We start from the raw sequence: 24,704 nt of genomic DNA, 5'->3' as shown, positions 1-24,704 counted from the left end.
ATGAACGCGATTAACGACAATCTCACTTTCGATAAGCTACCAGAAGGGGTACGGGCTGCCTTTACCGGCCGTGTTGTTCGTCAACAGTTCGAACAGGATCACCTGTTTTACAAGATGTCGGTTGAGCCAGATCATGGCCGTAGCTTCAATATCTCGCCCTGGTGGTCTTCCTACAACTCGCTTACACCCAGTGATGGTGGCTTCGCGGGGGCCTGGAACAACCCGTTGGGCATACGGAACTACACCAAAATTAATGCTGCGGTACCAGATCGGTGGAACACCCTTAATAACCTGCTGATGATGCGCCTGCGAGTGCCCGTTGTCGGGTTTGTGGGCAAATGTGAACGTCAGCTGGCTCACTTGGGCAGCAACCCACTCACAACCGACAAGTTCGGCGCACCCTACCTCGGTGGTGGACATGTACAGGTATATCTACCGAACCTGACCATCCGGGAAATAGAATGGATGATGTCGAGTCCCGTATAAGCGGTCATTGCACTACCTAAATGTCACTGTAAAATGAGCCGCCGAGCCCGCCGCCGCCCCACATTCGATGAGACCGTTATGGCCTCTGGTACTGCACCTATCGCTACTGGTTTTCCAGACACGCGGCGATTCATTCAGGCCGAATTTTTTGACCGGCAAACCGGCCGCACTATTAATCGTGTAGTCATTCATATTACGAGCGGTAACCAGTTTAGTAGCACATTTTATTGGTTCAGAAGCCCCAGAAGGCCTATTCGCAGAATAAGCCAAAATGGAGCGGTAATCGGAAAAATATTTGCCCCACACTGGCTGCGGCGGGCCAATTCGCTGGAGGCGGGGCATGAAGCAGGCATAGTGATCCGGTTTGCCCCCAAAGGTAGCCGACTCCATAATGCCATTTTTGACCCGGCGATCCACACATTGGGGGCGGAAGAAAGGGAGCAGGTACCAGTCAGTGCTCACTATGTTGTTGACCGCGACGGAATGGTGTATCAGTTTGTGGAAGAGAACAATGTGGCCTACCATGCCGGGCTGGCAAATAGGGACAGCATTGGAATAGAACATGTATGTAGCCCTGATGATGATCCAACGGAGGTTCAATACCAGGCGTCGGCCCGGTTGGTCAATTATCTGTGCACGAAATATAATATACCAAAGGAGCGCTCGCACATTGTGGGGCATCAGGAAGCCGATATGGGTACCGATCATAACTGTCCCGGCCCCCGATGGAACTGGCCAAACTATATGGCTCTGGTGAATCGAACAGCCCCTTCGTTTCTATCAGAATCCTTTGATAACGCTCTTGATGGTCTACCTGCCTTCATGAGATGGGTACCTAGACGATAACCTACATCCTCTCTACTACAATGGACAAGTCCTGGTTAATTCTGACTGATGCCGAGTTCGCGGGTTATTTCGATGGCCTGGCAGCGGCAAAAATTGGGTTCAACAGCAACTCTGATACGAAGGCACTGCTCAATTGGGTGGCCACTCAGTTAAGTGCCGGTAAAGTGAACAAGCTATACCTGATGGCTCATGGCTTCTCTGCCGATAATGCGGGTAGTGCCCAGGGAATGAGCATGGAAGGCAACTACAGCCTACCCCAGAAAATCAGTGGTTACGGTATCAGGCTGGGCGATACACCCATTGCCATCGACAACGATCATCTGTTTAAGGCACTGCGTGGCAGAGGTCTTAAATACATCGTGATGCCGTCCTGCGGTATAGCCAACGGCAATAACCAGGGCAACTGGGGCGATGGCCGCAGTTTCTGCCAGCACATCGCTACCCATACCGGAGCCACCGTCTTCGCTAGTGACACCACCCAACATGCCGGTATGGATTGGGAAGGCAACCTGTACCAGTTCAAGCCTAACCAAAGTACGGGCGGTCAACTCCTCAGCCGTCCCTACCCACAGGTAACGACCCGGATTGATTACTAGCAACATACTCTGACACAGACTTTTACCATATAACACACCTTCTACAATCATGATGGACTACGGACTCGGCGGGCAGGAACGCAAAGGGAATGACGCCAACGAGGCAATCTCCGATATTCAGAAAAACCGTACACTGCTGGTGCAGAAACTCACGGCCAATGCACCCTTTAAGCCGGTGATCGAAGAAAAACTCGAAACAGTCGACGCGGTTTTTGCGCGCTACAAACCCACGATCGACGTCAGCTTCGATGATGCCGAGGGGCAGGGCGTAGACGAAACCCTTCGGTTTCAGAACCTCGGCGATTTTGGCCGGAAAGGTATTACTGCCCAGAGCCCCTTTTTGCAGGGCTTGAATAGCCAACAGGAAGATTATCAGAAGTTTATCAAACAACTGAAGTCAAACAAGGTGTTGCAGAAAATCCTGACCGATCCGGCGTCAAAAGCCATTTACCTCACCGCCCTGCAGGCTATGATTCAGGAACTGGAAGGATAGTCTGCAAGGCTCATCACCCACTGGCATGAACGTACCCAGGCCGTTATAGAACGGCTTTCTATCTCCCTAACAACCGGCTTACAGTCATCAGAAATTCTAGTAACAATGGAACAGATCAGTAGCGGCAAGGCCGCCGAGAAAGAACGGGTACGGGTGGCCAATCCGGCCCAACAGGTAGCCGACAGTGTTCAGCAATTGGAACGCTTTGGCGGGTTCGAGTTCGTGGAAACCACCGTTGAGGGTGCCCAGAATCTCAACCCCGCCAAGAAAGCCCGGAAAGGGATTTTCCTGACCGAGAAAGGCAGCGAAAAAGAGCGAAAGCTGCTCAAAAAACGCCTCGAAGCCTGGACCGACCTATTGGCCAATCACGAAAACGTGGCCGATATGGTGGGCGAAGCCGAGCAAAAGACCGACCTCGCCGCCAGCACCCTGCGCCACAATCTGAAAAAAGCGCTCGACGATACCAAAGACCTCGAAACGGCCTACCGCTCGGTGGCGCTCTTCTACAAAAACGCCGATACCGAGAAGATCAAAAACATCTCGATCGTCAATGCCGATGCCGAGCAGATTCAGGACCTGGATAACACCTTGTTTTTCGACGCTATTGCCAACGAACTGCGCCAGAATTACGACAAGCTCGACCTGCGCCAGAATTATTCGCTGATGGTACTGCCGGGTTACCTTGGAGCCAAAAAAGTGGTCGACAAATGGGCGCGGCTGGCCCACGAGAATAAGGTCATGATGCTCACTGACTACCGCCACGTTGATACGCCCGACGACGTGATGGAGCTGTTTGGCGAAGAAGATATGCCATCAGCCGACGCCTACAAGGCCAACGTCATGATGACCTGCAACTACCTGGTCGGTCGCGAAGCCTATACCGATCTTGGCGAAGAAGAGCCCCTCTATGTGCCGCCATCGACCGCGCTGGCGGGTAAAATCTACAAAACGCAGCTGCAACAGCCGGTAGCGGGCAGCAAGCATGGCACGCTCAACGAAGTAGACGGCGTACGGTTCGACCTGAAAAAGAGCGAGATCGCCTCGCTCGAAAAAATGGGGTTAGTGCCAATGGTCAATGAGTTCAACAAGGTAATGGCCTATTCAGCCAAAACGCTATTTAACGGTGATAATCAGGGGCTTCAGACCTATTCGGTGGTGCGCGTGTTCGACTGGATCATGAAAGTGCTGATCGACTTCCTGAATCGTCGGGCATTTGAAAACTGGACCTACGACGCCGAAAAAGACCTGAAAGCGCAGATCGTGAAGTTCCTCAACAGCATAACCGGAGCCGACAAGATCATTGAAGACTTCAAAATATTGCGGTTCGAGCGCGACAAAGACGTGAAAGACCGGGTGTTTCTCGACATCCACATCAAGCCCTATTTCCCCGCCAAAAGCTTCCTGGTTCGCCTCGACGGTACCCGCGGCGATGACGCCAACGACTGGAAAGGCGACGTTGAACAGGAATAGAACGTACCCAGGCAATCTCCATTCTTAATCAATTCACACTTAACAAAACCCAATTACCGCCATGGCTTTCAAGGCATTTTTAAAACTCGACGGGCAGGAGTTCCGTCTGCTGCACTGCAGCTACTCGCTCGGCCAGAACACCGACTACACCACCGGCAAACCTACTTCCGACGTGATGGGCGGCCAGGTAAACGCCGAATTCGAATCGACGAAAGAATCGAAGGCGTTTGAGCTGATGATCGACCCGCACAAGAAGTTCAGTGGGGGCATCACCTTCTTCAAGCAGGACGAAGATTCGCCGATGAAGGAGATCAAGTTTGAAGACGCTTTCCTGACCGGCTACTCAGAGAGCATGGACGCCCGCACCAACACACCGATGAGCACAAGCGTGGTGATTTCGGCCCGCAAACTCAGCGTTGGCGGCGCTTCTCACGAGAACAAGTGGGCGAAGTAACTACTTGGCTAACAAACCTATAAGGCCTTTACAAAGCCTTATAGGTTTTCCTGATCAACATATGGCACGTACGACTCGTTGGGAAATGCGCAGCATCGCAGGCGCAGCAGCAGGTGGCCAACTGGTAGGGTCACAGATATTGCCGAACCTGTTCTCTCGTATGGCGCAGGCTTCCAGGCTTGTTCGCTTTGGGATGATCAGCCCGGCGGTGGATATATCCATGTATGAATTTCGGCAGGCCGACACGGGGCGCGTTCGCCAGTTTGCCTACGTAGGCGCGGGGGTGGGTGCTGGCCTTGGTGTAGGGGTAGATGCCGGCTGGAATGATATCTCAGCGGATGTAGTCCGCCCATTCGATTTCGACGATCTCAACCGGTCATCGGGCATTATAGGGCAGGGCTCGGTTGGGTACGTTGGAGGTGGGTCAATGTCGACAATTACCGTTTTCAATACCGGCGGCAGGTTGTTCACTTTCAATAATGCGGGTGCTGTTGACCCAAGGCGCGGCGGCGTTTATGTAGGGGCTCAGGCACAGGGCACCCTTGGTTTATGGTGGGGTTTCTGAGTATGCACTTTCAGTTTCTAGTCTAATTCTTTTCCACACTATGAACAATTTAACCACTGTACGAATTGACATCGGCGGCAAGCAAGTGCCGATATTCTCGCGGGTCAGTATCCGGCAGTGGATCGACCAGCACCATACGTTCGACCTGACGGTGCCCATTGAGGAAGTCGAGGGCGAGGGGGCCATGACGATCAATAAATCGAAAGAATTTATCGGGCAGTCAGTACGGGTAACGATCAAGTATCAGCAGGGTGCCGGCGACTCGTTCGTGTTCAAGGGGTTCGTGACCCAGCTAAGCCTGTCAAAACAGGCGTCCTCGGGCAACGCGGTAGTGATCAGAGGGTTCAGCGCGTCGATTTTACTGGAACAGGGCACCAAATACGGAGCTTATTACCAGCTCGATCACAGTGCCATTGTGGATAAGGTGTTGAAAGAATATGACCGCGACCTGCTTTCGCCCAGCGTGAAACCGCGCAACAACCGGAAGGAAGACTACGTGGTCAAATTCAACGAGAGCAGCTACAATTTCCTGCACCGCCTGGCCGCCGCTACCGGAAACTGGTTCTACTTCGACGGCGAGAAAACGGTCTTTGGCGACGTACCCAGCGACCCGGCCATCAAGCTCCTTTTCGGTGAAGACATCAGCGGTTTCGATATGCGGATGGACCTGCCCGACGGCGAATTTTTCATCGACGATTATGACCCTACCCGCAGTGAGCAGGCCCGAAGCCACTCGAAAGAGGTGAAAGTGTCGGGGCTCGGCGAATACGGGCAGTTACTGATCGACAAAGCCGAGCAGCTTTTTCCGGAACGTACCTACGGCCCCCCACCACTACCCGCCCAAACCGACGCCGACGCCAAGCTGTTTGCGGGCTACGAAAAGAAAGCGTCGGTAGCCAACGCCGTCATTTTCAGCGGTTCCAGTAATCGTGTTGGCTTGAAAGTAGGCAGCGTGATCAGTGTAGGGGAAGAACGGGGACTGGCGCGGCAGTCGGCGAGTTTCGGGCAGTACCGCGTTGTCAGCATCAGTCACGATGCCGATCTGGGCGGGGGGTACAGCAACCGGTTCGAGGCCATTCCGGCGGGGGTCGAGTTCCGGACCAACCCATCGTTTTACCTACCTCATGCTACGCCGCAACTGGCCAAAGTTGTCAACAATGATGACCCGGAGCATCTGGGTCGGATACGGGTAACTTTTCTGTGGCAATCAGCGCAGGGCGACACGGTTGGCTCGACCTGGGCACGGGTGCTGTCATCCTATAACGACGACGTCAATCAGGGGACGTATTTCGTGCCGGAGATAGGCACAACGGTCATAGTTATTTTTGAAAACGACGACCCGGCGCGGCCCATTGTAGCGGGCGTTACGTACCACAAAAACGTACGGCAGGACACCTTCTATTCCGCCGAAAACAATTACAAGACGATTATCACGAAAGGAGGTAACCACATCATTATCAACGACGAAGCGGGCAAGGAAGAGATCAGTCTGTATAATAAAGACAAAAAAAACTTCGTCAGTCTCTCGCTCGACGATACGCACATTACGGTGAAAACCGAAGGTAAGCTAAACCTGGAAGCCGATACCATCAACCTGAAGGCCAAAACCTTCAACGTAGAGGCCACCAGCGAGTGGAACGTGAAAGCGGGCAATACCGACATCCAGATCAACGGCAACCTAAGCATGGATGCTCAGGGCACAGCCTCGCTGTCGGGCAACAACACGGAGATTGGCGGCCTTACAACCAGCATCAACGGCAAAACCAGCACCAAAATTACGAGCAGCGCCATGCTGGAACTCGACGGCGGGCCAATGACCACGCTGAAAGGGACGATGGTAATGATAAACTAATCCGACGACCATGAACGCCTACACCCTTGCCTCGCCACTCGCCGCCCTGATGCAGCCACAACCGCTGCCGCGCCTCCCGCTGGCAGAGGCGATTCGGCAACACATTGATCTGTTGCTGGCTACCCGGCTTGGCGAGTGCCGCTACGACCCCCAAATGGGCAGCGCGGTTTGGCAGGGCGACTATGCGGCCATCACAAACCCGACGCTCTGGAAAGGTGAAACGGAACAAACCCTGGCGGCACTGATTCAGCAATACGAAAAACGGATTCGGAATGCCCGCGTAGCCGTAGATGTAGATGAGCTGGAAGAAATCGACCGCGACGGGGTACGTCGGCGTGCTCGCAAACGACTGACGATTCGCGTCAACGGAACCCTAATCGACGTTGACGAGCCACTACCCGAACTGCACTTTATTCTGTATATCAACCCTGTAGCCAGCCAGTAATCATGCATAGCCTCGACACCCGCGACCAGATTAAGGCCCGGATGCTGCGCGATGCAGCCCGCCTCTGGGGATTAACCGACCATCAACTTGGTGCCACCGATATCGCCACGGCCTTCGACCCGCTGGTGGATTTGCTGTTTGGGGTGCTCGCTACCGAATCGGAGCGGGTATATGGCGAAATTCTGGCCTCGCGCGGGCGCATTCTGGAACGGCTGGTACAGGTTCTGCTGCCCGAAACCGTTACTGGCCCTAAACCGGCCCACGGCCTGCTTGTTGCCCAATCGACCGAGAGTCTGGCCAGTATTGGCTCGGAGGTTGTATTTACCACGCGCCACCCCCAAACGGCTGATGAACTTGGGTTGTTACCCGCCGGGAAGTTCTCGCTGCTCAACGGGCGGGTTGTTTGCGGAGCGGCCGGAACCCAGCTATGGCGCACCGACGAGCAACAGAACCGCACGGTAGTCGCTACGGCACCACCACACCGCCGCCTGCCCGACTACACGCTCTGGCTGGGCCTGGACCTGCCCGCCGCCCAAACACTGACCGATGCGCAGGCGCGATTCTATATCAACTGGAAAAACCAACCCGACGTTTTTCAGCGCTGTGCGCAACTGGGGCAAACCCGGTGGGCGCTAGAAACGGGCAATACGGACCTACCGCTTACTGCCATCCATACCCTACAAACAGACGACACGCAGGTACCAGACAATTCACTCCTGCATGATCTGGAACAACACGCTCAGCGTTACTACCGGCCCCATTTCATAACGGTGGCATTGCCAGGTACGTTGCCTGCTAATCCGGCACCCGCTCTGTTCGCCGATTCGTTCGATGCGGCCATTCTACAAACCTTACCGCCGTTAACGTGGCTACGCGTATCGTTTCCAGCCACCTTCAGTGCCGACATCCTGCAACAGACCGATTGCTGGCTCAACGCTTTCCCGGTGCTGAATATCCAGGCCAGTACCCCCACTTATCGGCTCAATGATGTGCTGAATGTGTTTCCGCTCCAGACAGACAAACCGCTGCTGGCTATCATCGACGTGACCGATAGTGAGGGCAACACGTATGTTCCGCACGCCGTAGGCGACGATCCTACGCAGCGTAGTTATGCCCTTCGCCATCGGGGAGTGGGTCGCTTCGATAGCCGGCAGGCTGCTGATCTGGTGCAGCATACACTCGATCAGCTGCGCGACGACAGCGCCGCTTTTCTACCCCTGGGTTACGATACGCTTCGTGGCCAGGTTGAAGATATTCAGCGCAGTATGCAGCGCATTCGTCAGCAACTTCCGGCTACGTTGCCCGGCGAGCCTACCCCGTTCCTGGTCATCAATAATGCACCAGTGTCAGGTACGTTGTTCGTTCGCTGCTGGACTACCGCCGCCGAACGGGCGAATCGGCTTCCACTCTCGGCCAAACTAGATACAACGTCGCCCAGTGTCCGGCGCGATCGGCTGGCGCTGCTTCAGCCCCTGCAGGGCGGTATGGCCCGGCTTAACGATGCGGCTAGCCTACCCGCTTTCCGCCGCACGCTGCTCACCCGTGGCCGCGCATTAACGGCCGAAGACCTGCGGGCTATTGCGCTGGCTACGGCTCCCGACCTGATCGCGGGTGTAGCTGTTCAGAAAAGCGTATTGGTAGGTACCGAAGCGCGCCAGGGCCTCACCCGGGTGCTGGATGTCCGGCTGACTTTTCGGCCCGGCCGGGTGCTGCCAGCCGATGAGCAGCAACACTGGTGCCGCGAAGTTGCGGCCCAGATAGAGGGGCTTTGGGCCGGCATTCTACCGATACGCGTTATTCCGGAAGCTGCCTGATGAAGAAGCCACTCACATCCGACATTCGGGCCGAGGTATGGCTGGCCCAGCAACAGCATCCCAACGTAGTAGTGCGGGCGCTGGGTACGTTTGCCCGTTCGTATAGCCCCGACCTACTCACCGTTGATGAGGTGACCGAGCAGCTCGGGCAAGCCGATACGCGCTACGTGGATATTACCCGCGAAGGCTTTTACGATATGCTGCCCGAGGCGCTTTTTCATCCGCCAGGAGCAACCGGGGCACATCCCGAAAAACCCACCGAGCTCTCGAAACGACTTCGGCAGGAAGAGAAACAGGGCCGCCAGTTCTGGCTCCCCGCCGAACAGGAAATAATGCGACTTCGGGTTCGGATCGAACAGCAGGAACAGCAAACGCTGGCGAAAGCGACCGGTCCTGTCTGGCAGGAAGTGTTTGACTGGCTCTTGTCGGTGCGGGGTTTCAACCTGACGGATCAGCAACAGATTTGCCTGTTGGCGATCTGGATGAATGCGCACCGGATTGTGGGCAACTGGCCTGAAACGGCGGTTTATTTCAGCCGTTTTTTACAGGTTCCAGTCCATATCACCCACGGCCCGCGGCGGGTTTCGACGGTTAAACCGGCATCAACCAGTACCGCCAATGAGCAGCAACCCCGCCTGGGTGCAACCCGCGTGGGCATTGACTGGGTGTTGCCGCCTGTTCAGGAAACCGGCGACGACGGTGGCGTGGTACAACTAGCTATCGGGCCACTCTCGCCAGTGCAGTTAAGTGATTATTTGCCTACTAAAATTGGCTGGCGATACATAGCTCTGCTGGCTGGCTACCTGCTTCCTGCCGATGCCGACTATGTGGTTGTTCCTATTCCGGAAGCGGATGGTGCCTGTTTTACCCTGATGGGTAGCGCTACGGCAGGGCGACTAGGTATGACAACAGAATTACCTCAATCCACTCCCGTTTTGCTATGACTACCGACCTCATCTTAACCCTTGTTTGCCTGTTCAGCTTTGGCTTAGCCGCCCTGGTGTTGCTGATCGCCCGGCGAAAACCAGATGTGCTGAACAAAAAAATGGGCCTTTATCTGCTGGCAGGGCTGGTTATTGCCAGTGGCCTGGGCGCGGCCCTGACAAAGACAGAGTCGGCCACTACCGCATTTTACTGGCTCGAAGGCATGGTACTGGTCCTCGGCGTGGCGCACCTGGTCATGGCCCGTAGCCAATTTACCTGGGTTCATACCGCCCCCATCAGCGATGAGCTGACGCTTCTGCTGCTGACGGCGGCCCTCTTGGCTATGGCCCAGACGCTGGTTTACGGGTTGATTCTGCCGGCAGGTACGTTTCTGTCGGCGATGGCACTGGGCTGGTTGTCTTTTTTTCTGCCCACGCTGTTTATGCTAGCCTACGAAGCCTTCGTGAAGATTCCGGCGCGGGTATATCGCAAATGGTTCTACCCTGTTGATCGGGAAGTGCCACTGATCGAACTGGTCGATACGATCCGGCTGCATGTACAGGTAAGCAAGGCCCCCGACCATCCGCAGTTGACAACCTACACCGTGAAAGCTCCCATAGACCGGAGCCTGCACGACCTGTTCCATTATATGATCTACTCGAACAACAACGAGGAAGATCCGGAGAACCCGATCCAGTATCACGAAGTCGACACGGAGGGAAGTTTGCTGGGATGGGTTTTTTACCGGCCCAAACTGGGTGGTTTCCTGAAACAGTACCTCGACCCAAGCCTGTCGCTAAGTCGCAGTAAGCTTACATCAGACGCCATTATTGTAGCGCGAAGCTACGTAAGCAGCATTCAACGATAGCTCTCTTTTAAGTCTTGTTGTCTGTTGCTCCGCCAAACCAACGTTGGGTGCGTCAGCGAAGCACCAGACGACAGAAGACAGTAACCACATGCATACTATGCTTCCTCAACTGACCCACTGGCCCGTGAACTGGGCCGACGGTATGAAAATAACTCGGGGCCACCTGTTGGCTACCGACGACGCCACCCGCGATTTGGCCCGCGACGCCGCCGGTTCGCTGCTGTCGGCGCTCAATTATGGGGTGCTGCCCCCGGCGGCCGGGCAGGAGGTTCCCCTTCGGCTCACCTGCGATGGGCAGTCGGTGGTGGTATCGGTGTGCCGGGCCATCACGCCCGGTGGTGCCCGCATTGAACTGAGTACCGACCCGGCCGATGCACTCCAGCTGCCACTCACGGCCGTGCGCGAAGCCTGGGTACGTATGGGGCAATCGGTTGGGTACGTAGTTGTTGAAGCCAACCCCTTCGACCCGCAGCCACATGGTCAGCCTAACCCCGACGAAGAACCCCTTCGGTATCCGTTTGTTCGGCCTGGCCTGCGCCTAAGTGCCGTGCCCGTGGCCAATCTGCACACCACGCTGGCGGCGGCCTACCACTTGCCGGTGGGTAAACTACTGCTGGCCAATGGCGTGTTCAGTCTGGCCGAAGGCTACCTGCCTCCCTGCCGGGCGGTTGGGTCATTACCCGATTACCGCGATCTGTATCATAGTCTGCGCAAACAGCTCAGCGAGTTGCTCAATTATGCCGTTGCCATTCTGGTGCGGGTTCGAACCAATGCGCGTTCGGGCCAGCCAAATGCGCTGGCTACCAGCATTGGGTACGTGGCCGAAGCCTGTCTGAACAGCCTGGGCGATCAGATCGACGCCTTTCAGCTCCGTGGGCTATACGACCCACCCGTGGGGCTGGCGGGCGTAGGGAAACGATTGGCCCGCACCCTCCAAATCGCGATTCAGAGTACGCCCGACCGCGAACGCGAAGCCATGTTCAACTACATTAAAAACTGGACGCCCGTAACGCCGGTGCAGTGGGAAACAGCCCTGCAGGAAATGCTCGACACTCCTTACGAACACGCTGACTGTCAACCCTCTATGGCGGCATTCATTCGACTCAACGAATGCCTGACCAAGCTCTTCTCAAAGCTGAGCGACCTGAATTACCTGGAACGCTCAAAAGACGAATTCTTTGTGGAAAAGCAGGACGTACCTGCGCCTAAACCAGCTGGCATACGAAGCGGATTCTGGAGTAAATGAGCTACCTAAAAACACGCTACTCACATGGGACAACCTGCTGCCCGCATGGGCGATAACCACCTCTGCCCGATGGTAACGCCGGGCCTGCCACCCATTCCGCACGTGGGTGGGCCGATTCTCCCGCCCGGCACGCCAACCGTGCTGATTGGCGGGCAACCTGCCGCCTGCATGGGTGATATGTGTATGTGTGTTGGGCCACCCGACTCCATCCTGCTGGGTTCAACATCGGTGATGATTGGCGGCAAACCGGCGGCCCGCATGGGCGACCAGACCGCCCACGGCGGCACTATTGTAATGGGCCTGCCAACCGTACTGATTGGCGGGTGAGTACCGATTGGCGAATGACAATTAAACCACACCAAACATGGACGCATCATTTATCAAATTCTCGCTGGTTACGCTGCTGATTGGCCTCGGCGTAGTGGGCGGAATATACTGGATAGCCGGGCAGGGCGGGTCGGGGCGGCAGTCGATCACAACCGAGCAGGAAAGTCACTATATCGCTGATGCTCAACTGGCCGATAGCCTGGTTCGGCAGTTAAAGAAGACCGACCCGATCGAAAAAGCCAGTGACTTTTCAACACTCCGATTTCAGCTTCAGGAAACAATTGGCCGATTGGGAAAGGGGTATGGTCCGGATAGTCTCTTTACCCAGATCACGGGTACAACCGGCCAGAACTACCAGAAACTGCTTGACCTGATTGCCCTGCAAACTACTAATCGGCAGAACCGCATAACAGCAAAAACACAGATAAAGCTGCAACTCGATGGCCTTACTACCGCCGTGCAGGCCCTGCAAACACAGGTTATGCTGAAACAGGCCAACCTCGATAACCTCCGCGCCATGAAGGCCAGCCAACGCCCATGAAACCCGAAAACCACGCCGAACGCAACCGTCGTCAGCTCCAATTTGGCCTGACCTACCTGGCCCTGCTGGTCTTACTGGCCCTCAGCAGCTGGGTATCTTTCCGGATCATTCCGGCCCTGGCAGATGCCCAGCTTAACCAGTCGGCGGGGCGGCTGGCAACGTACCGTAAGCAACTGACCCGCACCGATTTGCACCTGGCGGCGCTTGGTCAGGGTGCCCCTATCGACGAGCCCTGGCTAAGCACTTTCTTCGGGCAGGCCGACGCCCTCGACCAGCAGTTTAGCGAAGGCGTGTTCCAGAACACTACCCGCAGTTACCGGCGTTTGGTAGCCGAGTATGAAGACGGTCGGCAAAACGGCGACCCTGAATTACAACAGCTTGCCGCCCAACGTACAGACCTTCAGACCAAGCAGGCCGGGCTACAGACCGCCGTGGCCGACCTGAACCGGGCTATTGCCGTGGTGGCCAGCAGCGGCGGCGGGGGCGGGGCCCCACCCCCACCGCCCGCTGGCAAAGCCCCCAATATGCACCCGGCCATCTTCACGGGGCACTTCGGCCCCTTCAAACCATTGCTGGTGCGCGGTTCGGGGGAGTTTGGCAGCAACAATCCGCAGGTAAACGTATCGGCCCAAGTGGTGCTGCTTGGCGAACGGCAGGTGATTCTAAGCATCTACTTCGACATTGGCGACAACAGCACGTTTGCCAAAACCACAGAACGGTATGAGCTATACACCGCTCCGCCGGGTACGCATATCACGGCCATTTCGGTACCGCTGAACACCCCCTGGCGGGTAAATTACACAGATACTAATCAACGCGAAGACCAGTTTGCTGTAGCTGATGGCCTGTTCACGTTTCAGCTACAGGCCAGCACTCCATCACTCGACGTGGGTGGGGCGGGTGGTAGCTCGCTCACGGTTAAACTGAACCGACCCATCCGCATCGATCTGGCCCGGTGACTCTGCCAGCTACCCTTTTTATGGGATTTTCGGCTACCCATTCCGGATGAATATTTGACCTGCCATACCACTTCACAACCGTTTGTTTATCAGCTATTTATTCACACCATAACCACGTTTATCATGACCAGTACCCGCACCCTTCTGCTGGTGAGTCTGCTACTCAGCCAGTTGCTTCATCTCTGTTGTTTCGGCCAGGCAGCCCGCCGCAATGATGAGATTGTTCGAAACGACAATACTGTTATTCAAGGGCTGATTAGTGAAATTAACGAGACCGCTATTTTTTACCGCAAATCGACCGCGCCCCAGGGGCAGCAGTATCAGGTTAAGAAATCAGACGTACGGTATATCCGCTACAGCAATGGCGAAGTAGAACGATTCGACGCGAAATCAGCGAAACCAGTGCCTGCCAATCGGCCAACCACTGCCCGGAACGTACCCATCACCAGCCAGCCAGCCGCATCGAACTCTGCCCCACGTACCCGTTTCGGGCTGACAGCGGGCGCCGGTGGTGGCTTCTGGATGGCCCAAAGCACTACCTCAGACATGGGCCTGGCCATTCGGGGAGGCATTACGGCCGAGGTGCCGCTGGGCAAAGTAGCGCTGGCCCCCTCTGTTGAGTTCCTGCAACTAACGCAGGGGAAAAGCCCGGCCACCATTGGACTCAGTTATGCCGTAGGTACGTTGGCGATTGCCTCGCTGTACAACAAGGAAAAACCGGTCAACCTCTTTTATTCTGTAGGGGTCTTCGGCGCTTATGGGCTGAACGTCAGTGGCGGCGGCGAAAGTGCCTCGTTTAAAGACGCCGGTTTCAGTGCGTTTCATGCTGGCGGTGACGTAAAACTGGGGGCGCGCTTCAGCCAGGAACTTACCGTTTATGCGCAGGGCGATTACGGATTTACCTCGATGGCACCGGCAACAGCTGGTATACCCACCGTTTCGCAGGTAACAGTTGGACTGGGCATTCGCTATTTGTTCGGGAAATAAGCCAGATAGAGCCATGCTACATCGTCTGATTCTCTGCTTCGCTACCCTGTGTCTGCTACACAAAGCCAGCGCCCAGAGCAACACCGGCCCGGCTGGTGATGCTATCTATCTTGCCAACGGAACCCGGTATAAAAACGCGCAACTGGTAGAGATAACCGCCGAACGGGTGAAGTTCACGGTGAAACACGGTGATGCGCTGACCAATCATAACTACGGCCGCGACGTGGTGTTAATGGCCTTTACGCAGGAAGGCAATTTCCTGATCGTTGACGAGGTAAGTACCAATGCCGTTCAGGCCGACCAGCAACTCAAGGATTTTCTGATGGCCCCCGCCCGCACATCGCCCACCGACATGATGATCAGGCGCGTGCCGCTGGAAGTGTTGCGCGGCACTATTTCGTATGAAAGCGAAGAAGTCATCAATTACCAGCCTGTTAATGGCGGGGCAGCCTCGATCAACAAGAACGAGTTGCTGATGATCTTTTACAGTGACGGAAAACACCAGATACTCACTGATTTCGTTGAAATAGCCCCTATCCTGGCTGATCTTCGACCGCAACTCACCGCCTCGGCCCCGGCAACCGCCGTAACCACTGCTCCCGCTGTTCCGGTAACGCCTTCACCAGCAACCACCGAACCAGCCCCTGCGCCGACACGCCAAACGAAAACAGCCCCCACCCGCCCGACAAGACCCTCACCGACACCGGCAGCCGAGGCCCAGGCATCTAAACCCGCGCCCGCATCGCCGACGGGGAAGCTCTCATTAAACGAAGCTGACTACGTTACCTACCGGGCCAAAGCCATGCAGCGGGTCGACGAGTTTGTGTCGTACATCAACATCATCACCGACAAAAGCCTATCGGGCGACGATAAAGACAGGGCTATCGAGCAGGCCATCAAGCTGTTCATTCCTGATGCCACTATCGAAGTCACATCGGCCAGTAAGCCAGGCACCGCCCGCAAGATGGGCGTACGAACGTACCTAACCCGCCTGAAGCTGCTGCCCTATAGCTACACAAAAGTGAGCTGGTCTGAGGTACAGTATGTGAAAGAACTGACCCAGGAAGCCGACGGCAATTATTACGGCACCATCACGGGCCAGCAGACTTTCACGGGTTATGGCAAAAGCGATGCCGTCACCTACAGCGATGTGACCCAGAAAAACGTGCGCGTTAAACTACAACCCGCCCAGAAGCTCATCAACGAGCAGGTGGAAACCAACTGGCAGGTGCTGCTCGGAAACGTCGGCGTAGGATCAAGTCAGTAGGTACGTTGCTGCGGGTGGTCTTCAACTGCTCGCAGCAACGTACCTGCACCCGTTGAATAAACAGCCCCTTCATACCATGTCCGCACTTATACTATTTCTCAACTTACTGCTAGTGAGCAAACTACCGGCCCAAATCCCCGCCCCGCCAGCCACTCCGGTTTGCGTACGGCTGGTTGGTGTCGTCCGGGATTATAGTACGCATCGGCCACTATCGGCAACGCTGTCAGTCAAAATAGGTAATAAGCAGACAGTGATCGGGACCAGCGCCGACGCTACGGGCCAGTTCGACATCGGCATTGCCTGCACAGCCTCGGCCCTGCTTATCGAACGAACCGGTTACCGCCCGCAGCGACTGCCTCTGAACCTGACTACCGCTACCGACGACGTGTACGTGATCATTCCGCTGGTAGCCACTGATCAGCAAGGCGTTAACCGGCCTTACCTGCAAACCGAGCAGACACACTACGTACAGCCGAAAAGCAACGAAACTACCGGCAGCGGGCAGGTTCAACACAATACGTTTACTGTCACCGATGCGCTGGCAGGCCAACCGGTGCGGGCGCAAGTCTGCTTCATTTTCACTAAAACCGGCAAGCGAACCTGCCTCGATACCGACGCATCGGGCAACTGCTCAACGGATTTTACCGACAAGGATATCGTGGCTATGGAGGTTCGGGCGCCAGGGTATCAGCCTTACCAGGGTAATATCAGCGTAGAACAACTGGGTGGCCCGGCGTTGCATCAGCACGTGCACCTGCTGCGGGAACTGGTACTGCTGTCAGTACAGAGTGTACCCGCTCAATCGGCGGTGGGTTTTCAGGGAATGTTACAGCCTGAGGGCAGCAAAAAACCGGTGATGCTGGTATCTGCTGCCAACAGACCCGGTTTTTTCACGGCGTCAGACCTGTTTCCTAACCGGTATGAATTATTACTGGTGAACCGGCAAAAAACGGTCGTCCATCGCCAGACGATTACGGTCTCGGTGGGGCTGAACGTAGCAAAAATCACGTGGCCAGCTACTAATACAACTTCCGCAGTTACCCGCGCCAATACCCCGGAACAACTATCCCCGGCAATATCGACCACAGTAACGCCTGCCACTACGAAACTGGCCGATAACCTGCCGATGCTCCTTTTTGAGGAGGGTAGCTGTGTGCTTTCCAACGAGGCCCGAACAGCGCTGGGGCAGGTAGGAAGCTACTTACAGCAACACCCCGACGTACACCTGCGCCTGGTTGGCCATACCGACCGGCTTGGCGACGAACGGCTCAATCAATACCTCGGCGAGTACAGAGCTAAGGTTGCGGCGGGCTATTTACACTGGCAGTGGGGCATAGCCGACAATCGGCTTGAGATTGTCGGGTTTGGCAGCCGGTTCCTGGTTGGCGCCAACAACAACGAAGAGAGCCGCCGCCAGAACCGCCGCGTTTCGCTGAAGTTCATACCCGCCCAATCGGTAAACCGAGTGGTCAACTCTGCTACGAACTAACACGTTATGAACGCAACACTACTTTTTAGCGCAGGTTTTCTGCTGGTGCTGACCGGCTGCCAGAAAGAGCCCGACCTCTCGGGCGCACAGCTTCCCGCCGCCTGCCGAATCGATCTGGTCGAGATCATTCGGGAGGGTGGTAACGTCCGTCGGCAGGGATATTTGTACAATGATTTTGGCAGTCTGACCCAGTATTACGAAGAGAACCAGAACCGCCAGCGGAGCCTTACGCAAACCTACGTGTATGACACCACCCGGTATGTAAAAACGCGCGAAGACAAAACCGCCGCCGGTACAGTGGTGTATGCCTACACCTACGACAGTCAGTCGAAGCTCATTAGCAGCATTGCGCCCGTGCAGGGAAGCGGCAACCGCTGGGAGTATGCCTGGGAGGGCAACACCCTCAAGAGCCTGACCATCAAGAGCACCAGCGGTAGTATCAGCGAAGTTTTCACCTTTCAGCCCGATGGCAGGCTGGCCACACGCACCCGGCCCGGCACCAGCGAACGGTTTGCCGTTGATGCTGCTACCGGCTACGTAACCTCCTACACGCACACCGATGGCGTATATGAAACCTTTACCGTAAACAGCAACGGAAACCACCTGGTAAAGACCTACAACGAACCCGCCATCAGCAAACTTACCAGTTCAACCTATACCTACGCCGCCACTGGCTACTACGCCAACACGCAACTCCGGTTCCGGGGTATTCCTGACATACAGGATGGCGGCGGTAAGCCCGGATTACTCAACGAATACGTCCTGAACCAGTTCGTTAACGGAAAACTCACACTGACCGAGCGCGTCACGTATCGCTACACCTACAACGGTGAAGGCTATGCCCTGGGCTATGCCGCCAGCAGCGGCGAGCGCGGCAAGTTTTATTACACCAACTGCTCATCCAGATAGCTACCATGACCAGCGCCCGCCCCCTACTGTTTTGGCTGCTGATCAGTCAGTGCCTACTGATAACGGCTTCCGTATGGGCGCAGGGTCAGCAGGCTCCGACCCTGCGCGATCTGAACGAGATCAAACGGCTGGCCCGGCTCCGAGTTCAGGATGAACTACCCAAACGCATCAGTACGCTACTGATGGACATCAATACCGAAGCCGAGAACAGAGATCTGATACTTAATAGCTACACGCTGAACGACCAGAATCAACAGCTATTCGTCAGCGACAATATCATCGTCGAAGACGACACCAACCCAGACTATATCAGCTTCGACTCGGCACCAGACCTGGGCAAAACGCTTTCGCAATACCTGAACAATCTGCTCAGTTTCGTCAGCAAAAACGCCGATTTTAACACATTTAGCTTTGTGGTCACCAATGTTCGGCTTACCGACCCGATTATCGACAGCCCGACATCGGCCCACATCAGCATTCATTATGAGTCGATCCTCAAAGGGAAAAGCCTGGCCCAGAAAACTGCCGGGCGTAGTTATCAGCGGGTAAAGCGCGTGGCCACACTACAGGCAACCCGGGTTAACCGGAAATGGGAGGTGCTCATCAGCCAGATTCTGTTCGAGCGGCCCGGTGCGAATACACCCCAGACGGCGGCTGTTGTTATCGCTCCTGCACCGCCTGCTGTGGCCGAAACGCCGCCACAAGCCGTTGACATTCGCGAGCCGCTGAAAATTTACAGACAGCCAGATTACGAGTTTAACGTCACGGTTCGATCCAACAAAAAAGCGCTGGATGTGGTCAAGTCAGAGTCGCCGCGTGTGCCACTGGGGCAATACCACAATACTGGTGATGGCACCTATGTGCTGGCGGGTAACTCTATCCGGTTTGATGAGCGCGACCGCGACAAATTCACCTACAAAAATCGCGATCGCGACATCATGGGCTTCGCGTTGCTCCAGCCACCTAAGCCCAAAGCAGATACCACCCGCGCCATAGCCACCCACCAACGCCCACCGGTGGTAACGCCCGGCAACTTACCACCCAACGACGATCAGCACACCCGCAAAGCCAACGATGTACCTGGCAGCACCATAATAAGTAAAAAAGGTGCCCCCGAAACGCCAAAAACGATCACGCCTGTGGCCGAGAAACCGACCGCCAAACCAGTGGTTGAAGTTCCCAAACCCGTCGTTGAGCCAGACAAGCCTGTTGTTGAACCGCCCAAAACGGTTGCAGTAATTCCCAAACCGGTTGACCTGCCAGCGCTTCCAGTACCAGACAAACAAGCAGCTAAGCCATCAGCCCCTACACCGGTTCTGGCCAACGTACCCAAGCCCGTAGAAAAAGAGAAGCTACCGAAACCAATCGTTCAGAAGCCGGCCGCCATGTCTGTATCGCCCGACCTGAAAAAAACTCTTACCAACGAACAGCGACGCATTGCGGCCGGTATGCGACTACGAGGCTGGATGCAGGTAGTTGGGGGACTGGCGGCATTGGGTGGTAGCTACGTGATGTATTCGGGCATTAAAAAAGACTACGACGTTTACTCGCAAAAGGTGAACGCGCTCAACGCCGACTACAACCTTTACCGTGACCTGTCGAGGCGCGACGTTCCGCCCCCGCCCGAACCCATGTCGCTGACCGCCTACGGTGCCCCGGTCATTTACGGTGTCTACGGTGGCGGTGTCGTTGGTTTAGGCCTGACGGTCAATGGTATACGTACCCTATTAAGGATCAGGCAAGTAACGAAGAAAAAGTAGCATCAATACGTGTTTCATCGCCATACCATGAAAACTGTTCAATGTATTATCCTCACTTGGTTGTTGCTTACTCCCTGGTGGAGTAAGGCCCAGACTGACCTTCCGCATACCACACCCGACCCGCTTCCGTTTACGACCCTCTGTCAGGGAGCAACGGTAGACTTTACGGCTACCGTAATCGACGATGGGCGGCGCAATGGCAGATATCTGGTTGGTCTATACCCCGTTGGAGCAGATGGGCTACGCATTGCCGAAAACGTGGGTACGTATGTTGGCACGGTTACTACCCGGACAGCAGGGACCCATTCGGCTACGAACAAGATCCGGGTGCAGTTTACCATGCCTCGTCCCCTTACAGCCAACAGCGGCTATTATTTCAGGCTGTTCAGTATGGATTACAGCCAGTCATACCCGACAAACAGCACCTTGTTCACCATTAAGCCGCAGACTTTATTGACCATTTCGGGCAACCCAACAATCGTAGCCGGTTCACCCGCCACAATCTTTCTCACTTTCACCGGCACACCGCCCTTTACGATTGATTATAACGACTATTCCAGCGAATATGCCAGCGTTGGTTATCTGCGTACCCAGACATTTACAACGGCCTCAGGCACCATTTTTCCCCGGATGCCGACCTTCGATGTACAGCGAATCTATGACAATGTTTTTGTCAGAAATCTGCGCGATGCCACGGGCTGCCCAGGCCCAAACATCGTGAGTGGTAGTGCTACGGTTACCGCTACACCACTGGAACTGGCTACATTCCTGGACAGGTCGTCTATCTGCGCCGGAGCATCGCTGAATGCGCAGTACGCCACAGCAAATAGTAGCATCCGCCTTCAGGGCGACTTTATTCCGCTCATCCAGTTATCTGATGCCAGCGGCAATTTTGGTAACCCAACCAACCTCGGAACGGGTACTCAAGGAAACGCCACAACCTCAGTAACCATTCCAAACAGCGTGGCCGCCGGAACGGGCTACCGCATCCGGATTATCTCGCCCCGCGCCGATTACAATACCCTCATTGCCCCTCGGTCGGCCGCTATCACGATTACTAAAGCCGACAAACCCAGCGTGACAACGCCCACGTCGCCCTGTCAGGGCGATGCCAACGTAACCCTGCAGGCAGCAGCCAGTGGTGGAGGGACCCTCAACTGGTACAATGCATCGGGCAGTCGGCAGTCGAGTGCTCCTACCGTATCAACGGGGGGGGCAGGTACGTTCAGCTATAAGGTTTCGCAAACGGTTGGCAGTTGCGAGAGCGACCGGGTCGATGTGTCGGTAACGGTCAAGCCTAAAAGCAGTGCCCCATCAACCAATCAGAACCTGAACTACTGTCAGAATCAGGGGGTCGACGTGCTATCGGCTAATGGCCCTAACCTGATCTGGTACGATGCCAGCCGGAATAGCCTCGGGGGTAATGCCCCGCGCCCCGGTACCGGGTCTGGTGGGCAGCAAACATTTTTTGTATCTCGCGATGAAAATGGCTGCCGCTCTGACCTAACCGAAATCAAGGTGAACGTGACCGCGTTACCCACCGCCCCGGGCGTCAGTAATCCGGGTGCGGTTTGCCAGTATGTAGACGTACCCAGCCTGACGGCCAACGGCCAGAACCTGAAATGGTACACCGCCGAAACAGGAGGTAGTGGTCAGAACACGGCTAAACCCAGCTCAGACCAGCCCGGCACCACCGCGTTTTGGGTAAGTCAGGCCGTAAATAATTGTGAGGGTCCCCGCGCCAAAATCGAGCAAACGATCAACCCCGCCTCGCCCGACCCCACCACGGCGCCTGTACTCCTCTGCAAAGACCAGCAAGCCACCCCTCTTACGGCCAATGGCACAAATCTGAAGTGGTATAATAGCGGCAACGGCCTCATTGGCGCCACCGCCCCTACACCACCAACCAACCAGCTTGGCGATTTTACGTACCGCGTTACCCAGACAACCAACGGCTGCGAAAGCAAGAAGACAGATCTGGTGGTTTCGGTAAAAAACACCCCCGGTGCCCCAGGCGTGGCCGATTTAGCCATTTGTAACAACACGACTGCACCGGCCCTGAACGCCTCAGGCTCGGGCCTGCGCTGGTACACAGTCGAAACCGGAGGTACTGGGGCGTCCAATGCACCGGCTTTGAGCACAGCGCAGGTGGGCGAGCAGTTTTACTGGGTCTCGCAGTCAATAGGAACCTGCGAAGGTCCCCGTGCCAAGCTACGGGTAACCGTCAACGCATTGCCGCCCGCACCCACCGCCGCCAACCCTGCCGCTATTTGTCAGTATGTAAATGTGCCGGTATTGGCGGCCACGGGTCAGAACCTGAAATGGTACCGCGTCGAAACCGGCGGCACCGCCGAAGGTCCCATCACGCCTACATCGACCACGGCAGGCACCACCTCGTTCTGGGTAAGTCAGGTTGTCAACAACTGCGAAGGCCCCCGCGCCAAACTGGATCAGGTTATCAACCCCGCCTCGCCCGACCCCACCACCAGTACGGTACTACTCTGCCGGGATCAGCAAACCACGCCCCTCACGGCCACCGGGCAAAACCTGAAGTGGTACGACGCCAACAATAGCTTGCTGACCAGCGCTCCCACGCCCCCCACCGACCATGTTCGGGATATCACCTATAAAGTGAGCCAGACCAGTAATGGCTGCGAAAGCAGACTGGTTGCCCTGCTGGTACAGGTACGTAATACACCGGGAGCCCCCGGCGTTAGCCCGCTGTCGCTGTGCCAGAATCAGCTCGCCCAGCCACTGAAGGCAACGGGCGATGGCCTGGGCTGGTATACGCAGGCTACAGGTGGTACGGCCACAACTGCCCTAACTCCACAAACCACTACCCTGGGTGAACAATCGTACTGGGTGACACAGCGATTTGGTACCTGTGAGAGCCCCAGGGCAGTGCTGCTTACGACTGTGTATGCGGTACCAGCTGCTCCCACCACCACCGACCGCACTTTCTGCATCAACGATGCACCAACTTCGCTGACCGCCGTTGGCCAGAATCTGCGCTGGTATGATGGTAGTGGCACGCCGAAGTCAACCGTTACGCCCTCGACCAGCACCGGGCAAACCCTCAGCTACACCGTTACCCAAACCCAGAATGGCTGCGAAAGCGCGGGCAAAACCGTGAGCGTACGAGTTCTAAACAAGGCTAGCGTGCGCCTTACAGGCGATTCGGTCATTGTCTTATACGATAGCACGGCCATCAGGCTACGCTTTGGTGGCGACGCCCCCTGGCGCGTTCGGCTCTGGGATGGCCAGGTCGTGACAACCAGTGTCAGTCCCCTGGTAAAGTGGGTGAGGCCCACGCAACCCGGCACAGCCAGCTATGAGGTTCAGGCACTTGATAATGACTGCGGAGCGGGGCAGATTCTCAATAAATACCAACTTATCGTGCTGGCTCCGCTGGCTATCGATCCGGTTCCAACAGCGGCTATTAGCCTGCTTGTTTATCCGGTACCAGCCAGTCAGTCAATCACCGTTGACTGGACGGCTCCCGCCGGGGCACTAGTCACCATGCAGCTTGTAAATGCTTCCGGGCAGGTAGGATGGCAGAGCGAACGCCGGGGAACAGGCCATCGGGCAACAGAGGTGGTCGACCTAAGCAGTCAAACAGCCGGACCTTTGATAATGAACCTCTTGCAAGAAAATTACCCCGTAAAATCAATCAAATTGCTTAAACTATAGACGTTATTTATTTTAACCGTGAGTACTATGCCACAACGTATTCTGATTGCCGACGATCATCAACTTTTCGTGGACGGGCTACGGATGCTCATCGACCGTATCGACACCTGCGAAGTAATAGGCGAAGCACGAAATGGGCGCGAAGCCCTGGCTTTCCTGCATCATCACCCGGTTGATTGTGTACTGATCGACGTTGAGATGCCCGAACTGAACGGCATAGAGACAACACGCCTCATCAAGCGCAACTGGCCCAACGTGAATGTACTGGCAATCAGCATGATGATCGACTTCGCTACGGTACAATTGATGCTTCAGGCCGGGGCAGACGGTTATCTGTTAAAAAGCACCAATAAAACCGAGCTAAGTAAAGCCCTGGAGAGTGTGGCCCAGGGGCGTATTTACGTAAGCGCGGCTTTATCGCCGATATTGCTACATGGTGTTGCCGACCGCCCCATTCCCGGTTTTGCTTACGTAGAGCCCCTCACCCGGCGCGAACGGGAAATTGTTGGCTACATAGCCGAAGGACTGACTAATGATCTGATTGCCAAAAAGTTATGCATAGCCCGCACAACAGTTGATACCCATCGAAAGAACATTCTCAGCAAAACAGGCTGTAAAAACACCGCTGCGCTGATCAAGTTTGCGATAGAAAAAAAGCTGTTGGCTTCTTCCTAACGGTTAGGTAGTCAGGTACGTTGCCTTCGGCCTTTAGCAAC

The 24,704-nt window shown here is 55.7% G+C and carries 23 protein-coding genes; all 23 read left to right on the top strand.

The window, feature by feature from the left end; genetic code table 11:
* The 23 genes from J2I46_RS17815 to J2I46_RS17705 all read left to right on the top strand — a co-directional run bounded on the left by J2I46_RS17815 (position 1) and on the right by J2I46_RS17705 (position 24,663).
* Positions 1-486 carry a hypothetical protein gene (locus J2I46_RS17815; protein WP_207330408.1) on the top strand — a complete coding sequence of 162 codons (486 nt, stop codon included), beginning with the start codon at positions 1-3 and terminating at the stop codon, positions 484-486.
* Between the two features lie 33 nt (positions 487-519).
* Positions 520-1,332 (top strand): N-acetylmuramoyl-L-alanine amidase, encoded by an 813-nt coding sequence (locus J2I46_RS17810; RefSeq protein WP_207330407.1) that lies wholly within the window; start codon positions 520-522, stop codon positions 1,330-1,332.
* 20 nt (positions 1,333-1,352) lie between these two features.
* Positions 1,353-1,928 (top strand): hypothetical protein, encoded by a 576-nt coding sequence (locus tag J2I46_RS17805; RefSeq protein WP_207330406.1) that lies wholly within the window; start codon positions 1,353-1,355, stop codon positions 1,926-1,928.
* 49 nt (positions 1,929-1,977) lie between these two features.
* Complete coding sequence (locus J2I46_RS17800; protein ID WP_207330405.1) at positions 1,978-2,421, top strand: hypothetical protein; 444 nt, start codon at positions 1,978-1,980, stop codon at positions 2,419-2,421.
* Between the two features lie 105 nt (positions 2,422-2,526).
* On the top strand, positions 2,527-3,891 hold the full coding sequence (locus tag J2I46_RS17795) for a type VI secretion system contractile sheath protein TssC (protein WP_207330404.1): 1,365 nt from the start codon (positions 2,527-2,529) through the stop codon (positions 3,889-3,891).
* A 61-nt stretch (positions 3,892-3,952) separates the two neighbouring features.
* Positions 3,953-4,345: a type VI secretion system tube protein TssD gene (tssD, locus tag J2I46_RS17790; RefSeq protein ID WP_207330403.1), complete on the top strand. Its 393-nt coding sequence runs from the start codon at positions 3,953-3,955 to the stop codon at positions 4,343-4,345.
* 61 nt (positions 4,346-4,406) lie between these two features.
* Positions 4,407-4,910 carry a hypothetical protein gene (locus tag J2I46_RS17785; protein ID WP_207330402.1) on the top strand — a complete coding sequence of 168 codons (504 nt, stop codon included), beginning with the start codon at positions 4,407-4,409 and terminating at the stop codon, positions 4,908-4,910.
* 40 nt (positions 4,911-4,950) lie between these two features.
* Positions 4,951-6,762, top strand: coding sequence for a type VI secretion system Vgr family protein (locus J2I46_RS17780; protein WP_207330401.1), 1,812 nt, complete (start codon positions 4,951-4,953; stop codon positions 6,760-6,762).
* A gap of 10 nt (positions 6,763-6,772) precedes the next feature.
* The gene (locus J2I46_RS17775; protein ID WP_207330400.1) at positions 6,773-7,207 is read left to right on the top strand and encodes a GPW/gp25 family protein; all 435 of its coding nucleotides are present in this window, start codon (positions 6,773-6,775) and stop codon (positions 7,205-7,207) included.
* 2 nt (positions 7,208-7,209) lie between these two features.
* Positions 7,210-9,021, top strand: a complete 1,812-nt coding sequence (locus J2I46_RS17770) for a type VI secretion system baseplate subunit TssF (protein WP_207330399.1) — start codon at positions 7,210-7,212, stop codon at positions 9,019-9,021.
* Entirely contained in the window at positions 9,021-9,965 is a 945-nt protein-coding gene (locus tag J2I46_RS17765; RefSeq protein ID WP_207330398.1) for a type VI secretion system baseplate subunit TssG, read from the top strand. The genes J2I46_RS17770 and J2I46_RS17765 overlap by 1 nt, the downstream gene beginning before the upstream one ends.
* Positions 9,962-10,813 carry a TssN family type VI secretion system protein gene (locus J2I46_RS17760; RefSeq protein WP_207330397.1) on the top strand — a complete coding sequence of 284 codons (852 nt, stop codon included), beginning with the start codon at positions 9,962-9,964 and terminating at the stop codon, positions 10,811-10,813. Before J2I46_RS17765 ends, J2I46_RS17760 begins: the two co-directional genes overlap by 4 nt.
* A 97-nt stretch (positions 10,814-10,910) precedes the next feature.
* Positions 10,911-12,059, top strand: coding sequence for a hypothetical protein (locus J2I46_RS17755; protein WP_207330396.1), 1,149 nt, complete (start codon positions 10,911-10,913; stop codon positions 12,057-12,059).
* A gap of 24 nt (positions 12,060-12,083) precedes the next feature.
* Positions 12,084-12,386: a PAAR domain-containing contractile injection system baseplate protein gene (locus J2I46_RS17750; RefSeq protein WP_207330395.1), complete on the top strand. Its 303-nt coding sequence runs from the start codon at positions 12,084-12,086 to the stop codon at positions 12,384-12,386.
* Positions 12,387-12,423: 37 nt separating this feature from the next.
* Entirely contained in the window at positions 12,424-12,927 is a 504-nt protein-coding gene (locus J2I46_RS17745; protein WP_207330394.1) for a hypothetical protein, read from the top strand.
* A complete protein-coding gene (locus J2I46_RS17740) occupies positions 12,924-13,886 on the top strand; it encodes a hypothetical protein (RefSeq protein WP_207330393.1) in 963 nt (320 codons plus the stop codon). Before J2I46_RS17745 ends, J2I46_RS17740 begins: the two co-directional genes overlap by 4 nt.
* Positions 13,887-14,009: 123 nt before the next feature.
* Positions 14,010-14,873 (top strand): hypothetical protein, encoded by an 864-nt coding sequence (locus J2I46_RS17735; protein ID WP_207330392.1) that lies wholly within the window; start codon positions 14,010-14,012, stop codon positions 14,871-14,873.
* A gap of 13 nt (positions 14,874-14,886) precedes the next feature.
* Positions 14,887-16,140: a hypothetical protein gene (locus J2I46_RS17730; RefSeq protein ID WP_207330391.1), complete on the top strand. Its 1,254-nt coding sequence runs from the start codon at positions 14,887-14,889 to the stop codon at positions 16,138-16,140.
* 76 nt (positions 16,141-16,216) lie between these two features.
* Positions 16,217-17,629 carry an OmpA family protein gene (locus J2I46_RS17725; protein WP_207330390.1) on the top strand — a complete coding sequence of 471 codons (1,413 nt, stop codon included), beginning with the start codon at positions 16,217-16,219 and terminating at the stop codon, positions 17,627-17,629.
* A gap of 6 nt (positions 17,630-17,635) precedes the next feature.
* Complete coding sequence (locus J2I46_RS17720) at positions 17,636-18,538, top strand: TolB-like translocation protein (RefSeq protein ID WP_207330389.1); 903 nt, start codon at positions 17,636-17,638, stop codon at positions 18,536-18,538.
* 5 nt (positions 18,539-18,543) lie between these two features.
* Complete coding sequence (locus J2I46_RS17715) at positions 18,544-20,298, top strand: hypothetical protein (protein WP_207330388.1); 1,755 nt, start codon at positions 18,544-18,546, stop codon at positions 20,296-20,298.
* 27 nt (positions 20,299-20,325) lie between these two features.
* Positions 20,326-23,988 (top strand): Ig-like domain-containing protein, encoded by a 3,663-nt coding sequence (locus J2I46_RS17710; RefSeq protein ID WP_207330387.1) that lies wholly within the window; start codon positions 20,326-20,328, stop codon positions 23,986-23,988.
* Between the two features lie 27 nt (positions 23,989-24,015).
* Entirely contained in the window at positions 24,016-24,663 is a 648-nt protein-coding gene (locus J2I46_RS17705) for a response regulator (protein WP_207330386.1), read from the top strand.
* Positions 24,664-24,704 lie beyond the last annotated feature (41 nt).

The sequence above is a fragment of the Fibrella forsythiae genome (genome assembly GCF_017353175.1).
GTDB classification, from domain to species: domain Bacteria; phylum Bacteroidota; class Bacteroidia; order Cytophagales; family Spirosomataceae; genus Fibrella; species Fibrella forsythiae.
Note: the sequence above shows the minus strand (reverse complement) of the source record. Positions and strands in the feature narration are given on the sequence as shown.

Bases quoted from the DNA above. Each gene is read 5' to 3' on its own strand.
- J2I46_RS17720 (WP_207330389.1), top strand. From the start codon at position 17,636: ATGAACGCAACACTACTTTTTAGCGCAGGTTTTCTGCTGGTGCTGACC.
- J2I46_RS17705 (WP_207330386.1), top strand. From the start codon at position 24,016: ATGCCACAACGTATTCTGATTGCCGACGATCATCAACTTTTCGTGGAC.
- J2I46_RS17710 (WP_207330387.1), top strand. From the start codon at position 20,326: ATGAAAACTGTTCAATGTATTATCCTCACTTGGTTGTTGCTTACTCCC.
- J2I46_RS17800 (WP_207330405.1), top strand. From the start codon at position 1,978: ATGATGGACTACGGACTCGGCGGGCAGGAACGCAAAGGGAATGACGCC.
- J2I46_RS17795 (WP_207330404.1), top strand. From the start codon at position 2,527: ATGGAACAGATCAGTAGCGGCAAGGCCGCCGAGAAAGAACGGGTACGG.
- J2I46_RS17805 (WP_207330406.1), top strand. From the start codon at position 1,353: ATGGACAAGTCCTGGTTAATTCTGACTGATGCCGAGTTCGCGGGTTAT.
- J2I46_RS17730 (WP_207330391.1), top strand. From the start codon at position 14,887: ATGCTACATCGTCTGATTCTCTGCTTCGCTACCCTGTGTCTGCTACAC.
- J2I46_RS17735 (WP_207330392.1), top strand. From the start codon at position 14,010: ATGACCAGTACCCGCACCCTTCTGCTGGTGAGTCTGCTACTCAGCCAG.
- J2I46_RS17785 (WP_207330402.1), top strand. From the start codon at position 4,407: ATGGCACGTACGACTCGTTGGGAAATGCGCAGCATCGCAGGCGCAGCA.
- J2I46_RS17745 (WP_207330394.1), top strand. From the start codon at position 12,424: ATGGACGCATCATTTATCAAATTCTCGCTGGTTACGCTGCTGATTGGC.
- J2I46_RS17755 (WP_207330396.1), top strand. From the start codon at position 10,911: ATGCTTCCTCAACTGACCCACTGGCCCGTGAACTGGGCCGACGGTATG.
- J2I46_RS17780 (WP_207330401.1), top strand. From the start codon at position 4,951: ATGAACAATTTAACCACTGTACGAATTGACATCGGCGGCAAGCAAGTG.
- J2I46_RS17775 (WP_207330400.1), top strand. From the start codon at position 6,773: ATGAACGCCTACACCCTTGCCTCGCCACTCGCCGCCCTGATGCAGCCA.
- J2I46_RS17740 (WP_207330393.1), top strand. From the start codon at position 12,924: ATGAAACCCGAAAACCACGCCGAACGCAACCGTCGTCAGCTCCAATTT.
- tssD (WP_207330403.1), top strand. From the start codon at position 3,953: ATGGCTTTCAAGGCATTTTTAAAACTCGACGGGCAGGAGTTCCGTCTG.
- J2I46_RS17810 (WP_207330407.1), top strand. From the start codon at position 520: ATGAGCCGCCGAGCCCGCCGCCGCCCCACATTCGATGAGACCGTTATG.
- J2I46_RS17770 (WP_207330399.1), top strand. From the start codon at position 7,210: ATGCATAGCCTCGACACCCGCGACCAGATTAAGGCCCGGATGCTGCGC.
- J2I46_RS17765 (WP_207330398.1), top strand. From the start codon at position 9,021: ATGAAGAAGCCACTCACATCCGACATTCGGGCCGAGGTATGGCTGGCC.
- J2I46_RS17750 (WP_207330395.1), top strand. From the start codon at position 12,084: ATGGGACAACCTGCTGCCCGCATGGGCGATAACCACCTCTGCCCGATG.
- J2I46_RS17715 (WP_207330388.1), top strand. From the start codon at position 18,544: ATGACCAGCGCCCGCCCCCTACTGTTTTGGCTGCTGATCAGTCAGTGC.
- J2I46_RS17815 (WP_207330408.1), top strand. From the start codon at position 1: ATGAACGCGATTAACGACAATCTCACTTTCGATAAGCTACCAGAAGGG.
- J2I46_RS17725 (WP_207330390.1), top strand. From the start codon at position 16,217: ATGTCCGCACTTATACTATTTCTCAACTTACTGCTAGTGAGCAAACTA.
- J2I46_RS17760 (WP_207330397.1), top strand. From the start codon at position 9,962: ATGACTACCGACCTCATCTTAACCCTTGTTTGCCTGTTCAGCTTTGGC.